The sequence below is a fragment of the Acidovorax sp. genome, from assembly GCF_046339755.1.
Classification (GTDB): Bacteria; Pseudomonadota; Gammaproteobacteria; order Burkholderiales; family Burkholderiaceae_C; genus Acidovorax.
Genome location: NZ_JBKDTZ010000180.1, coordinates 1 through 14340, shown reverse-complemented (window position 1 = coordinate 14340; position 14340 = coordinate 1). Strand labels below are relative to the sequence as shown.

The window sequence follows — 14340 nt, the reverse complement described above, 5'->3', positions numbered from 1 at the left end:
TGACCTTGCCCCTGTTTCGTGTAGTTCTTAACCCACGATTCACGCGGCCTTTTTGCGCTGTGCCTCGTACCAGCGTTGTTCGTACTGCATCGGGCTGAGGTAGCCCAGCGAGGAATGCAGCCTGCGGTGATTGTAGAAGGCCATCCAGTCCATCACCGCCTGCCCGGCCTGCTCACGGGTAGCGAATTTGCACCCATGTACGCTGGCTGTTTTCAGCCGCCCCCAGAAGCTTTCCGTTGGGGCGTTATCCCAGCAGTTGCCCTTCCTGCTCATCGATGAACGCATGCCCCAGTCCTTCAGTGCGCCCTGGACCTCGTGGCTGCAATACTGGCTGCCCCGGTCGCTGTGGAATATCAGACCGGGTGGTGGCCGGCGACGCCACAACGCCATGGTCAGCGCGTCCTTGACCAGGCTTGCCTGCATGTGCGACTGCAGGCTCCAGCCCACCACCTGGCGGCTAAACAGGTCGATGACGGCGGCCAGGTACAGCCAGCCTTCGTCGGTTTGGATGTAGGTGATGTCGCCACTCCATAGCTGGTTGGGAGCTTCAGGGTTGAAGCGCCGCTGCACCAGGTCAGGTGCCACCGGCAGGCTGTGGCGGCTGTCGGTGGTGACCACGAACTTGCGTTTCGTTTTGGCCTTGATGCCGTGCTGCTGCATGAGCTTGCGAACCCGGTCTTTGCCCACCCGGATGCCTCGGGCCACAAGCTCCTTGTGCATGCGTGGCCAGCCGTATTCGCCCTTGACCTCGGCGTGGATGGCACGGATGTGCGCCAGCAGGGCTTCATCGCTGTAGAGTCGGCCAGGGCCGCTGCGGCCATGACCATCCTCTCGCCGGCGCAGCCAGTTGAAGTACCCGCTGGCGCTGACCTCCAGCACCCCGCAGGACACGCTCACCGGGTAACGGTACTTCATTTGGTCAATCCAGGCGTACCTCGCAGCGTGTCCTGCGCGAAGTACGCCGCAGCTTTTTTTGCGATGTCGCGCTCCATGCGAAGGCGAGCATTCTCGGCGCGCAGCCGGGCAATCTCCATCTGCTCGGGCGAGACTTTGGTCGCCTTGTCGGCGCTGCCAACGTCGTTCAGCTCTCCCTTGGATGACAGTCGCACCCAGTTGCCCAGACTGGCCTTGGGAATGCCCAGCACCTTGGCCACCACCGCAATCGCCTGGCCAGCTCGCACCTGCCGAACCGCCTCCAGTTTGAACTCCCGCGTGTACTGCGCACGCACTTGCTTGTCACTCATTGCTCAACTCCTTGTCGGTATTTTCAACAAGGGTTAAGAACTCCACTTTTCAGGGGCAACCTCAAACATTGACGTTCGCCTCGCCTGACCACGGCTGGTTCTCGACCGCATCAACGATGGTGCCAGTGGAGGCGATGCAGTCCAGGCCGCCGATACGCGAAGCGTTGCTACGAACGTTTTGGGTGCCGACTAAGCCGGCGCGCCCCGCGAACGGATCATCGGTTGCGCAATGCTTCAGCTCCTCGTTCGCTCGGCGGAACCAGTAGACACAGAAGTCGGCCATGCCTGGCACTTCTGGATACGCAGCGCGCACCTTGTTGACATATTCCTCTCCATACGCAGGTTTGAGAAGTTTGGCGCCAAGGAACGGTGGATTGCCGACGATCACATCGGTCTTAAACCATGGAGCCCGAGTTCCATCATGATTGACTAGCGCGTCACCTGATCGGAAATTTGAGTCCAGGTTGTCAAGGGGGAGCGCATTCTCATTGATGTGAAGTTCGTCGATGCTCAGCTTGTGAGCTAGCATCATGGTGACCTTTGCAATGTCCACGGCAAAGGGGTTAATGTCGATGCCATAGAAGTTGCGTGCGCTCAAGAAACCGAAGGGTCGTTGATGTGGATCCACGCTCTTGTAGTCGGTCGCCATGCGCTCGTAGATGCGCGCCTCCAGACGCTTCATCTCGCGATACGCAACGTACAGGAAGTTTCCACTGCCGCATGCGGGGTCAAGGACAGTAAAGCTCTCCAGGCGCGCAAGCAACTCCTTAAGCCGTCCCAGCGTGTCCGCTCGCTCGATATGCTCTGTCCAGGGCGCAACGATGGTCGGGCCCACCACCTTCATGATGTCTACTGGGCTCGTGTAGTGTGCACCGGATGCATGGCGCTCTTTCTCCCCGAGAGAGTGCTCAAAGATTGTTCCAAAAATTTCTGGGCGCACCTTTGACCAGTCAAACTGCGACGCCTCCTTGAGCAGAGTGCGCTCACCCGCATCCAGCTCGACGTGCGCCGGCACGGCGAACAGCCCGCCATTGAAGTAGGCTACTCCGTTGAAGCGGCCTCCCTTGACGCCGCCTTTAGTATTCATTGCCGTGAAGAGGCCGCCCAGGAGATCGTACGTGTCCTGCTTGTTCTTACATTGCTCCAGGACCTGGGTCACGAAATACTTCTCCAGCAGACCGATGTCCTCGGCGAATAGCGCCATCAGCATCTGCAGGATAAAGCGCTGCGCCAGGTTCTGCTCCACCCCGCGCTGGATCATGGAATTGAAGCACTCCGCAAGCTTGTCAGCGGCTTGCCGTGTGACCTGCTCCTGGTGGTTTCCGAACAAGGGTTCCACATCGCCGGGAAACAGAAAATTTAGTGGCGCGTATCGGTTCGGTAGATCGACAAGCTTGACTTTGTCAACAGGGGTGTCAAGCTGCGTTTCAAAGTCGTAGACCCAAAACTCATCGAAGTTGCACAGGACTGCATACCTTGGCCGGTTGGGCACAAGATAGGTCCAGTACGTGAAGGCTTGGCTGTAGTGCTTCTTTAGGTCAACGCCACGCTTTTTCATCTCGATGACTACGGATGGCTTCCAGACGAGATCTGCGAACGATGTGCCGCCCGTGCCGTTCTTCATTCGCTCCTCACATGTGGCGCCCGCCTCTTTCCAGCCTCCGTGCCCGAAGCCCTTGAAGAGCCGGTCAAGGAACACCTGTGCTTCGCCCTTCTCATCTCCTCGGATATGCGCCCCAACCCATGTCACGAACTCGCTCAGCCTCGCAGCCTTCTCAGATGTTGTCGCCATTGATACCCCCATATTTGTTGTCTTAACTCCACACCGATCCCTGTGAGCAGTAGCCCCACAGGGCCACTCGCTCAGCATTCAGGTCCCCCAGCAAACGCGTGCCCTTGGCAGCCGCAAGGCGCTCAACGTGGGCTTTCGCGCGCTCTGTGCGCGTCGTATCAACCTGCGCAGCCTTTTTGTTTGCGGCGATCACACAGCCGTCGCCATGATATCTGCCAGGCGCACGGGATCGCCCTTTACGAGGCGACTGGTGGTGCTCACGCTCTTGTGCCCCAGGATCGCTGCGATGTGCCCAGATCACGCCGCTGCCGATGCTGCTGGCATCGGCGAGACGGTTGTTGGCGAGGCTGAACGCGGTGCCCTGACTTGCAGGCCCTGCAGCTAGCCATCATTGCCGCTGTGCCGGACCGTCAAGGGCACAGCTTCAACCTCTCTATTTGAAATCGCGGCTCTCCAGTCGCGCCAGGCGGCCCAGCCAAGGTGTCAGGTTCACCAACGAATGCGCCACTAGATTGCGCACCGCTCCCTGCCGCTGCCATGTGCCTTTGACAGCGAGGAGCCGCGACTCCATGAGCACCTGCCGCTGCTCCTCACGCAGATCCTTCCAGATGATGACCTGGACCACGCCAAACTCATCCTCCAAACTCACGAAGACAGTCCCGTTGGCGGTGGACGGCTGCTGTCGCAAGGTGACAATGCCTGCTGTGCGTACGGTGCTGCCATTCGACATCTGCTGCAACTCCCTGGACGACTGCAGCTTCTTGGCTTTCATGCGGGGCCGTAGCAGTGCAAGAGGATGCCGGCGCAATGTGAGTCCCGTGGCGGCGTAGTCCCAAACGATTTCTTCGCCTTCTGGGGCCGCCTGCAGCTCCAGGGAATCCTCGTTCACCGGTGCGTTCTGGAGTAGTGCCGGCGCTGAATGCAATCCAGCAGCATCCCATACCTGTTGGCGCCGATGGCCAGAGAGGCTTGCCAACGCATCGGCCGCCGCCAACAACTTCATCTCGTACTGATCTAGGCCAGCTCGTGCTGCCAAGTCCTCGGCGCTGTCGAATGGTCCCGCTTGGCGGGCATCAACGATGCGCGCGGCCGAGCAGCTGCGCAACCCTGCCACCAGGTGAAGCCCGAGGCGCACAGCAGGCACTGCCGGCAGGTCCTCCAACGTCGTTTCCACCGCGCTGTGCATGACATCGATGCTGCGCACTTGCACTCCGTGCCGCTTGGCGTCCTGGATCAGTTGGGATGGGGTGTAGAAGCCCATGGGCTGCGAGTTAAGCAACGCGGTCAGAAAGGCCGCAGGCTCGTGCTTTTTGAGCCAGCAGCTCGCGTAGACCAACAAGGCAAAACTCGCCGCATGACTCTCCGGGAAGCCATATTCGCTGTACCCACGAATCTGCTGATAGATAGACTCCGCGAAACCTTCTGTGTATCCGCGCTGTGTCATGCCGCCCATCAGCTTCTCACGGTACTTGTCCAGGCCTCCCTTGCGTTTCCAAGCGGCCATTGCCCGCCGTAACCCATCGGCCTCGCCAGCGCTGAAGCCAGCTGCCACTATGGCCAATGACATGACCTGTTCTTGATAGAGCGGCACGCCAAGCGTGCGTCCGAGCACTTCCTCCAGTTCCACGCTTGGATAGGTGACAGGTTCCCGGCCCTGACGCCGGTTGAGATAGGGGTGCACCATGCCACCCTGAATAGGCCCCGGCCGCACGATAGACACAGCGATCACTAAGTCGTAAAAGCAGCGTGGGCGCAGCCGAGGAAGCATCGACATCTGCGCGCGGCTTTCGACTTGGAACACCCCCACGGTGTCGGCTCTGCAGACCATGTTGTAGGTCGCTCTGTCTTCGGCCGGTATGTCCTGCAGCGAAAACACACAGTCTCTGCGCTTGCCTACCAGGTCTAGTGCCTTGTGAATGGCCGTGAGCATGCCCAGCGCCAGCACGTCTACCTTGAGGAGTCCAGCTGCATCGAGATCATCCTTGTCCCATTCAATGCAGGTCCTATCGGCCATGCTGGCGTTCTGCACTGGCACCATGCGGGTGAGGAGCCCTTGCGTAAGGACGAAGCCTCCAGGGTGCTGTGAAAGGTGTCTCGGATATCCCATCAACTGCGTGGCCAGCAGGATCAACTGGCGCACGGCCAGGTCTTCGAGAGACAGGCCCAGCTCCTGAAAGCGCTCGACGCGCACCTCGGACCCGTCCCACCACTGCTGGCCAGACGCCAGGGCATCAAGCGTGGCCAAGTCGAATCCGAGGGCCTTTCCAACGTCCCGGATCGCGCTCTTTGGGCGGTAGCTGATGACCACGGCTGCAAGTGCTGCGCGGTCTCTGCCGTACTTGGTGTAGAGGTATTGGATCACCTCCTCCCGGCGTGCGTGCTCGAAGTCAATATCAATGTCTGGGGGCTCATCTCGTTCTTTGCTGATGAAGCGTTCGAACAACATGCTCATGCGTGCGGGGTCTACCTCAGTGATACCCAAGCAATAACAGACGACGCTATTGGCGGCGCTGCCACGGCCCTGGCAGAGAATGTTTTGCGAACGGGCAAAGTTCACGATGTCGTAGATGGTCAGGAAATACGGCTCGTACTTCATCTCGGAGATGAGAGCGAGTTCATGCTCGATCTGTGCATTGATCTTGGCCGTGATGCCATGCGGCCAGCGGCGCCCCGCGCCCTCGTACGTAGCCTCGCGCAGGTAACTCTCCGGTGTGTGTCCTTTGGGCACCACTTCTTCGGGGTACTGGTACTTGAGTTCGTCCAGAGAAAACGTACAGCGATCGGCAACGCGCAGGGTTTCCGCGAGAAGGTCGTCGGGATAGGTTTGGTCCAGTCGCAGGCGGCTGCGCAGATGCCGCTCAGCGCTGCGCTGCAACTCGTATCCGCAATCGGTGAGAGGCTTGCCTAACCGGGTCGCAGTCATCACGTCTTGCAGAGGCTTGCGACTGCGAACATGCATGTGCACGTCTCCCATGGCGACCAGGGGCAGGGCGGTCATACGCGACAGCTGGCGCATGCGGTGAAGCCAGAGCTCATCGTCGATGCGACGGGTGAGGTCAACGCCGATCCAGCCGCGCCCGGTGAAATGCTTCAGTGTCCACCAGCCGAGCTCTTCCAACTGCTCGTCGGTGGCCACGCGCGCGGGCGTCACCATTGCCAGGCAGTGGGTTAGCGCGTCACCTTCGATGGTTTCGCGCTCCAGGAAGTAGGTGCCTTTTTCTGAATTGCGGCGCAACTTGGTGATGAACTGGCAGAGGTTGCCATATCCATTCTTTGTCTGTGCCAGTATGACCAGCGTGAAGGGCAGTTCTGCTTGGACCTTGAACTGCGCGCCAATCAGCAACTTCAAGCCAGCGGCCTTGGCGGCGGTGTGCGCGCGAACGACGCCGGCAAGGGTGCATTCGTCGGTGATGGCAATCGCGCTGTAGCCGAGGTCCCGCGCGCGATCGACCAACTCGTCGGGCCAGCTCGCGCCTACCAGAAAGGTGAAATTGGAAACGCAGCGCAACTCTGCGTAGTCGGGGAGGGCCATACCGGGGGCTCACAGGATGGGCGGGCGGATCAGGCGAAATGCCCGTGGAGAAACCAGCCGGTTTCGTCGCTGGCCAACCGCCGCTGGAAGATCCACAGCAGGCCTGCATGCCTGCTCAGCGCAACCCAGTAGTCGCGCTGCACATTGCCTTGCTCTGCATGCTCTCCATCACCAACGCGATGCCACCAGCCTCCCTCTACGCGATCAGGGCCGAGCAGCAGCTGCAGCGCCCCCTGGTAGTAGGGGCGGTTGTCGCGTTCGGCCAGGCGCAGGGGCTCGGGGAGCACCCAGGTGGGGAGGGGCGTTTCGTGGAACCCGGGCGCGGAGCGAGGTCGCGGTTCGTCAGCGCATTGCCAGCGCTGCATCCATTCCGGCCGGTGGTCCTGCAAGAGCAGCGGGCGCACCACGCGGTCCTTTCCGAGGCGGGCCTGGATGCGCTCCAGCACCAGCGAAGTTGCTTCTCCCTGGCGTGTGGTTTCGGGCAGGAGTGACTTGCTCTCCTGCACGATGGGAACGGCCTCCAAGGCGAGCAGTTCGATGTCGCCGGCAGGTGCCAAGAGTTCGACCTTGGCCAAGTGCTCGGTCAACAGACGGCCCAGGTGCTCCACGGACTGTGTGGGCTCGGCGGTGCGCACCGTGATCTCACCCCCGGTGCCGGCGGTCTTGGCGCGCATGGCATCGTGCGCCCAGCGAAGCGTGATCGCGGTCACGCCCATGTGCCGGGCAGCAAGCCAGCCCGACATTTGCAGGAGAAGGCGCCGAGCCCCGAACATCAGGGCCGGTGCCGTCTCGACTCGGAATAGAAACTCCAGCCGTGCGCTGAAGGTCTCAGGAAGAAGCGCCCACTCGTAGACCTCGGGACGCATGCCATAGGCCTGGTCCAGCCCCAAGAGCAGGGCCTTGTCGAATCGCCGGCTCAAGCCGCCGCGTGGCAGCTTGCGTACATCACCCAGCGTGCGTGCTCCCAGGCGGTGCAGGGTGCCGTGGTGGTGCGCCACGGCCGTGACGGTTTCCAGCGGGAGTTTGTCCAGGATCGCGGGCAGTGGCGCAGCAAATCCATCTGGAACTCGCGACCGTGCCAGCGCCAGCGCCGCCGTGCCTGTGGGTGCCCAAGCGATGGACTCCACCCCAAGCTCCTTGGCCTCCTTTTCGATCTGCACGCGCAAATGCTCCAGCCCGCCGAAGAGACGCGCACTCGCTCCGATCTCGATCAAGACAGCGTCCTCAACAATGGCTACGCGCGGTGCGAACTGCAGCGCCCAGACTGCGAGGGCTGGAAGATCAATGGCCGTGCAGGACTCGGGGCTCTTGATGGGGAGCAGTGCGGCCCAAATCCCGATCATGGGTGGCCTCCTGATTGCGCAGCGGGATGACGTTCTCGGTGCCTAGGCGACGCAAGCGGGGCGGCAGCACGAGGTCCAAGCGGCCGGGGATTGCCGGCAGGGGCAGCACATCGCGGTAGGGCGTGCCGCGCCGCTTGAGCACGCGCACGTCGATGTTCCACCCGACTCCCAATGAAACCTGGATCCGCAGGGGCGCTGGGGACGCCTCGCGCTCAGCAGACAGCGGTCGGAACAGAAACACGGGCGCCTGGCAGGACTGGGCATGCACCTGCAGGCGGCGAATCTGCTCAGCACGGGCCTGGGGCAACCAGGCCAGTACCGCCCCCTTGGGATTGGACTTGACCAGTTGCTCCGTAGCCCAAAGGCGCTCTGCAGGCGTCCTTGCCTGGATCCACACCAAACGGTCCGCGGGGACGCCCAGCTGGACCAGGCCGCCCGCATGGGGCTGCTGGGGAGGGGACACAAGCAGGATTTGGCCACCATCCGCGACGAGCTGCTGCAGGGAGCCCCCGAGCAGGCGCCATTCACACAGAGGGGCCTGTGGCGCCAGAACCTCGGTCAGTGATCGTGTGGGCCAGCCTCTGCCAGGCAGGGCCGCGTCCAACGCCGAAAAGCCTGTGGCCACTGTCTCACTGTCCTGGTGGCCCAACTCGCTCCCGAGCCACACAGCCTCGCGGACGCCCTGGGGAAGGACGAGTTGATCGAAGGAGTGGAGGGCGGGTGCCATGGCAACACTGGATAAAAGCACAGTGTATGGCCGGGCCGCATGGCTGGGAAGAGGGGCAAACCTGCGAGCGGGGTCTTTCCCGCGAAACAGATGGCGGTGAGCTCGCTTGGTGTTCCGCAGTCTTGCGTCTCACCGCATCCGAGTAGACAGGTAGCGGAGCTGTGGCCTCCGCATGGGGCGTTCTACGCTTTACAAGTCAGTGGGCGGCTTGGGGCGAATGATGAGATCCTGACCGCTGCGAGTGACGTCGAAGAATTTGTCATTCCCGGTGTCTGTGAAAAGTCGTTTCCGTCCATCGAATGTCGTGACTTCAAGAGCAAATGCAGAAGTTTCGGGTGGGAGCGGAATCCGGAGATCCTCTGTCCAGCTGAGAGAAGCCGTTTGCACTGGTAGTTTTGCTTTGACCTTGGTCATTCTGAAAATCGGCCCCTTCAGCGAGCACATTACCCAGCCTGGGCCCCATTTTATCCCGGATATTTTTACCTCTTTAATCATATCCAGATGTGCTTGATGGGTAATGCCGTCAGGCTTGGAATTGGCCTCAATAACTCCATTACAACTCCCAGCCTCCCCGCGTCCCTGGACTTGTTTAAAACTGTTTACTCCTTGGCTTAAATCCCACCGCCACCCCTCGCGCGGGGTGGCCACCTTTGGGACGTTTTCATTTTTTCCGGAGAATTCTTGCTCTTGGGCGGTCCAAATCTCGACTTCCTTTGTCTCAGTTGTTGTCTCCGCTACGAATGAGAACGTTGCAATTTTGGCAGGCAATGTCACTATCGGAAGCTGACGCACAACCTGTTCGCGATTGCGAAACACCCAGTTCCAGAATCCGTCCTTCGGCGTAGAGTACGTGAGCGTGAGCGGGGCGACCGACAACTTGTCGGGCTGACGAGGCATCGCGCTTGCCGGAACCACATATACGACTTCTAGCGGCCCCACCAGCATTCGGTTTGCTGCGCCCTCGGTGAGACTCAACACGGGGTCGCCCTTGTCAAGATTTACACCGGTCACTTTTAGGTTGATAGAGGTGGTAGTCTGCGGCGGGAGCACCCGCGGGGAGAATTGTGTGACGTATGTGTTCCCTGTTCCCGGGACAATGTTTTCTGCAAGCTGGTTAGCTTGGTTAACTATCTCGCGTGTGTTCTTCAAACGATCTTCAACACTGGCATTTGCAAATTCGGTGAGTTGCCTTGCGTTGCTGAAAATTCTTTGCTGTTTCTCATCCAATTTGGAGAAGGCAGTTTCCAGAAGTTCCTTGTTTGCGTCTCTCCATCTTTCTATGACGTCTTTGGCTTCAACGGCGGCCCGCATCGTCAGATAATCTCCGGTATCCCGGGCCTTATTGATCAGTTCATTCAGGCCGCTGGAAATCTGAGAAACTGCCACACCGGTGGTGACTGCACCAGCTATCTGCGCGTGGACAGGTGCGGTAGAAAAAATTGTGAGTGCGAAGAGTGCAATTCTGAAGTTCGAAAATCTGGCCATACTGCTTCCTTTTGTTGCGTAAGTAACCATCCCACACAAAAAGGTAGCAGGAAAATTGAATTCGGCAAGCTTTCAATTGCACAAGCCTAGTCGTGCGCTGGAAGGCCAGCTCCTTTCTTGACTCACGCTAGACAGCTTCCATGAAGGCGCCATCACTGGCCGCACTGGTCCGCAGCCGGAGCGCTGGGCTTCCCATGGCGCACATGTCAGGCGCAGCTTAGCGAGCAGCGGCAAGCCACCAACCTCAACTTCAGATGCCGGTTGCGAGAATTCGATCCGATCAATTCGTTTTCCACCCCAGATAGGCCTCTGTCCCTAGAAATAGATGCAAGCCATTCGATTTCTGTAGGGAAATGTCGAAACCATCTTAGAATCGATTCGATCTATTCGTTTTGAGAAGTCCATGCAGATCCCCATTCATTCGGTAGGAGCACTTGGCGCTGCTGTGAGGGCGGTGCGCAAGACACGAAGCCTTCGACAGGACGACACAGCTGGCGGTGCCGGCGTCGGGCATGTATTCCTGCGGGAACTGGAGCATGGCAAGGAAACGGTGCAGTTCGGGCTGGTGCTCAAGGTACTGGAGGAACTAGGGATTGAGGTGACCATTGACATCCCAGATGCAGCGCTCGATCGCCTTCCAATGGTCAACACCAGTCGTGGAGCCCAACCTGCACCCTTGGCTCCCACTCGATCCGCGTCGATTCTCGCGCCCCTTCGGCGATTCAAGAAGGCGCCATGATGGGCCAGGGACGAAGCCTTGAGGTCGTTTTCAACGGCCAGGTGATGGGCGACCTGACAGAGGCGGGGGACATATGGGCCTTCGGGTACCGCGACGAGTGGTTGGCCAGCCCCAACGCCTTTGCCCTTTCCCCTGCGATCGACACGGCCCAGGCCCAGCACGTGGATGGCTCTACCCAACGTCCCTTGCAATGGTTCTTCGACAACCTGCTGCCTGAAGAAGGCCTACGGCTCGTCGTCAGCAAAGAGCAGAAGGTGCCCGAGGGGGACGCTTTCGGCTTGCTGGCGCGGCTGGGCGCCGAGTCTGCGGGATCATTGGTACTGCGCAGCGCTGGCGAGGAGGGCGCACCCACCGGATCCACGCAGCTCACCCAGGAATCCCTTTCGGGGCGCATTCGGGGGCTCGGCCGCACCTCGCTGAATGCAGGCTCGCCCAAACGCATGTCGCTCGCTGGCGCGCAGCACAAAATGGTGGTGCTGTATGACCCGGTCACTGGCGAACTTCGGGAGCCCTTGCAGGGCAGTGCTTCTTCGCACATCCTCAAGCCCAATTCGACGGCTGAAGGGTACCCACACTCGGTCATCAACGAAGTGTTCACGATGCGCCTGGCCAGACGCCTCGGGCTCAACGTCCCACAAGTGCACCTGCTATATGTTCCTGAACCGGTCTACATCATTGATCGCTTTGACCGCGAGCTCGATCCAGTGGCTGGCGAGTGGCAGCGGCTACACGTGCTGGACGCCTGCCAGCTACTGAACCTTCCGCGCAGGGATAAGTACCAGGCAGCATCTATTGCGACGCTGAAGACCCTGATAGGTCTGTGCCGCGAGAAGATGGTCACGCGGGTGGCGCTGTTCCAGTGGTTGGTGTTCAACACGCTGATCGGCAACAGCGACGCTCACCTCAAAAACCTGTCGTTCCTGATGAGTCCAAAGGGCGTCCAGCTGGCACCGTTCTACGACTTGCTGAGCACCGCCGTGTACCACACGAGGGTCTATGCCGATGAGCATGCGGTCTGGCCTCGTGAGTCTCTTGTGATCCCCTTGGGTGGCGCGTCCACCTTCGAGGAGGTGACCCATAGCAGTCTGGTGACTGCTGGCGTCGAGCTGGGCTTGGCCCATGCGACGGCGCAGCGCATCGTGGGTGCGTTCGTGCGGGCGCTGCCGAAACAAGCGGCAGAAGTAGCGAAAGAGCTCTCGGCTGGGTGGCGTGGTCCTGGCTCGAAAGATGCAACCCCCGGCGCTGCAGCGGCCCATGAGCACCTGCTGCGAGCCGTCAGGCATATCGTCATTGGGGATACGGTGGCAAGGTGCAATGCGCCGGCAACAGCAACGCGGTCCAACACTGGGGCTCAGAAAGGAAACGAGCATGACGCACCTTGAACTGGTCGAGGCACGCTGGGAAGGCCTGCGCGAGCGGGTCGATGCGAAGGTTGCACAATTCGTCGACTCCGATCGGAGCGCCGAGGTCCGGCTTCTTGCTCAAGCAGCCCAGGCAGGCAACACAACAAAGCGCGTTCACTGGCTGCGCAAGGCCGCCGACGTCGCTACCAAACCTGTGATGGCGGTCGCCGCATGTCGCAAGGGGTGTGCGCATTGCTGCCACATCACAGTGGCAATCTCAAGATCCGAAGCGCAGGTGATTGCGAAGGAAACCGGCCGCAAGCTCAACCCCCGCGCAGGTGCCATTAACATGGGATCGTTGGACCAAATACAAGATCCGCAGCAGCACTTGGACAGCCTCGCTTTTGGATCTCCCTGCCCATTCCTTGTGGATGACCAGTGCAGTATCTACGAGGTACGTCCGCTGGCCTGCAGGCTGCAGGTGAATCTGGATGAGGATGATCTGCTGTGCCAGCTTGTGGAGGATCACAAACCCATGGTTCCGTACCTAAACCTGACACACCATCACGCAGCAGCGGCGGCTCTCCTGGGTGAGCACCAGGCGTACGACGACATCAGACAGTGGTTTGCGTCTACGGCGCGTTAGTTGAACTACTTTTTTGAGGGGTAATGATGGGACAAGCAAATCAGAAGAGGCTGCGTATTGCAGCCATACGAGGGTTCGCCGCCATCCCTGTCGCAATTAAATTCAGTGAATTCAACGCTAAAATTGGCGTCAAATCGAATTGATGAAAGGGATTGCGATGTCAGGCAAAGAAAGTTACGCCGAATTGAAAGCCCGGCAGGAGGAATTGGAGAGGCAAAAGGAGGAAGTGGATAGGCAACTTGAAGAAGCCAGGAAGGTCGTAAGCGCTGAGATTTCCGAACAGATACGCAAGCAGATCAAAGATTTCGGAATCAGGCCTGAAGATCTGTTCCCAGAGCTGAAGCGCTCGCTGGCCAAGCCTGCGACTGCGCGCAAAGCCTCATCTGTGAAATACAGGGGGCCTGACGGTGAGACATGGGGTGGCGGCCCTGGGCGAAAGCCGAACTGGGTCAATGCGCTGATCGCAAGCGGCAAAGACATTGAGCAGTTCCGGGTTGAGTGAGATCAAGCACCGCTGCAATGGCGGTGCACGGGGTCCCAGCGGGACCCGCGACGTGGGGCACAACACCCTCGTATAGCCTTTGAAGGCACCCGACGAACCGTCCGAGTGCCCTACCTATCTCCCTATGCCAACTTTCGTGGAGATGCGACGAAATCGTGCGCTTTTGAGGGGGGGCTCCCTGGAATTCGATTGCTATTCTCAACTGCATCGAAGAACAGGAGTTTCCCTTGTGGCTGTATGACGGATTGCCAGATGATCTTAGGTTGAGTGTGCGCGACGCCACCACGGCCGAGGGCGGCTATGTGGTCGTTTTGGAACTGCAAAACAGCGAGATTCGATTGCTCGCAACGCGATATCCAGCGAAGTACATGACCTCCTGGAAAAGCCGGACCAAGCAATACGCGGGTTCGGAAGTGACCCGTGTCCTGGTCTCGGATCCGCACCCGCTCTACGAGCGAGTAAAGCGAGAGTTGCTGGAACGCTTGGAGTCCAATGCCGAATCGCTATCTGCGTCGAAGCAAATGGAGCGCATCAAAGAACTCGCAAAGCCAATCTTCAGCATCAAGGCCGCAACCCCAAATCCCGATAGCTTCAAACCGGTATTGCAATTTGCCCCGTCCCAAAACGCCGCAAGGACCGTATGGGCCAGGAACTCCTAGACTTCGACAACCCCTGGCGTCCAATTTACGAGGGGCGTCAAGCAGCGGGATGGCTGGCGGCGACTGCAGGGACTGTTGTGTCAGCGGCATACCTGCCTCTGCCGGGGTCGTTCGCGCAGATCGCGGCAGTCTCATGCGGCTTTGTCGGGCTCTATCGGGCGTATGCCGCCTGGGGTCGCACCGAAACGGGGTCTCCTCGTTTTCAGTGCAATAAGTGACGGTACGAAAAGCTAGCACTGGCGCGGAGGTGGTGTTGGTAGATCGTTGATTTCATTGACTTTCCTGTTCACTTTCAAATCTGCGATTCGTGGCGTCAAACCGTGGTCGG

The 14340-nt window shown here is 59.7% G+C and carries 11 protein-coding genes; 5 read left to right on the top strand and 6 right to left on the bottom strand.

The features are described 5' to 3' along the window. Positions 1-39: 39 nt before the first annotated feature. From ACK59X_RS14825 to ACK59X_RS14800, 6 genes are all read right to left on the bottom strand, one after another. Positions 40-1244, bottom strand: a protein-coding gene (locus ACK59X_RS14825; RefSeq protein ID WP_108496960.1) for an IS3 family transposase whose coding sequence is annotated in 2 segments (ribosomal slippage) — positions 40-965 and positions 965-1244 — 1206 coding nt in all. Because the reading frame shifts where the segments join, the coding sequence is not laid out codon by codon here. Between the two features lie 61 nt (positions 1245-1305). Further along, positions 1306-3036 carry a DNA methyltransferase gene (locus tag ACK59X_RS14820; RefSeq protein WP_409958247.1) on the bottom strand — a complete coding sequence of 577 codons (1731 nt, stop codon included), beginning with the start codon at positions 3034-3036 and terminating at the stop codon, positions 1306-1308. Between the two features lie 433 nt (positions 3037-3469). After that, on the bottom strand, positions 3470-6568 hold the full coding sequence (locus ACK59X_RS14815; protein WP_409958242.1) for an error-prone DNA polymerase: 3099 nt from the start codon (positions 6566-6568) through the stop codon (positions 3470-3472). Positions 6569-6597: 29 nt separating this feature from the next. Further along, a complete protein-coding gene (locus ACK59X_RS14810; protein ID WP_409958240.1) occupies positions 6598-7911 on the bottom strand; it encodes a Y-family DNA polymerase in 1314 nt (437 codons plus the stop codon). Further along, entirely contained in the window at positions 7850-8638 is a 789-nt protein-coding gene (gene imuA / locus ACK59X_RS14805) for a translesion DNA synthesis-associated protein ImuA (protein WP_409958238.1), read from the bottom strand. Before imuA ends, ACK59X_RS14810 begins: the two co-directional genes overlap by 62 nt. Positions 8639-8827: 189 nt before the next feature. Next, positions 8828-10123, bottom strand: coding sequence for a hypothetical protein (locus ACK59X_RS14800; RefSeq protein ID WP_409958236.1), 1296 nt, complete (start codon positions 10121-10123; stop codon positions 8828-8830). Positions 10124-10526: 403 nt separating this feature from the next. Between ACK59X_RS14800 and ACK59X_RS14795 the strand changes: the two genes are divergently transcribed. The 5 genes from ACK59X_RS14795 to ACK59X_RS14775 all read left to right on the top strand — a co-directional run bounded on the left by ACK59X_RS14795 (position 10527) and on the right by ACK59X_RS14775 (position 14012). After that, positions 10527-10862: a transcriptional regulator gene (locus tag ACK59X_RS14795; protein WP_409958234.1), complete on the top strand. Its 336-nt coding sequence runs from the start codon at positions 10527-10529 to the stop codon at positions 10860-10862. Beyond that, positions 10859-12244, top strand: a complete 1386-nt coding sequence (locus ACK59X_RS14790; RefSeq protein WP_409958232.1) for a HipA domain-containing protein — start codon at positions 10859-10861, stop codon at positions 12242-12244. The genes ACK59X_RS14795 and ACK59X_RS14790 overlap by 4 nt, the downstream gene beginning before the upstream one ends. Then, positions 12231-12851, top strand: a complete 621-nt coding sequence (locus tag ACK59X_RS14785; protein WP_409958230.1) for a YkgJ family cysteine cluster protein — start codon at positions 12231-12233, stop codon at positions 12849-12851. Before ACK59X_RS14790 ends, ACK59X_RS14785 begins: the two co-directional genes overlap by 14 nt. Positions 12852-13008: 157 nt before the next feature. After that, entirely contained in the window at positions 13009-13353 is a 345-nt protein-coding gene (locus ACK59X_RS14780) for an H-NS family nucleoid-associated regulatory protein (RefSeq protein WP_409958228.1), read from the top strand. 227 nt (positions 13354-13580) lie between these two features. After that, a complete protein-coding gene (locus ACK59X_RS14775; RefSeq protein WP_409958226.1) occupies positions 13581-14012 on the top strand; it encodes a hypothetical protein in 432 nt (143 codons plus the stop codon). Positions 14013-14340 lie beyond the last annotated feature (328 nt).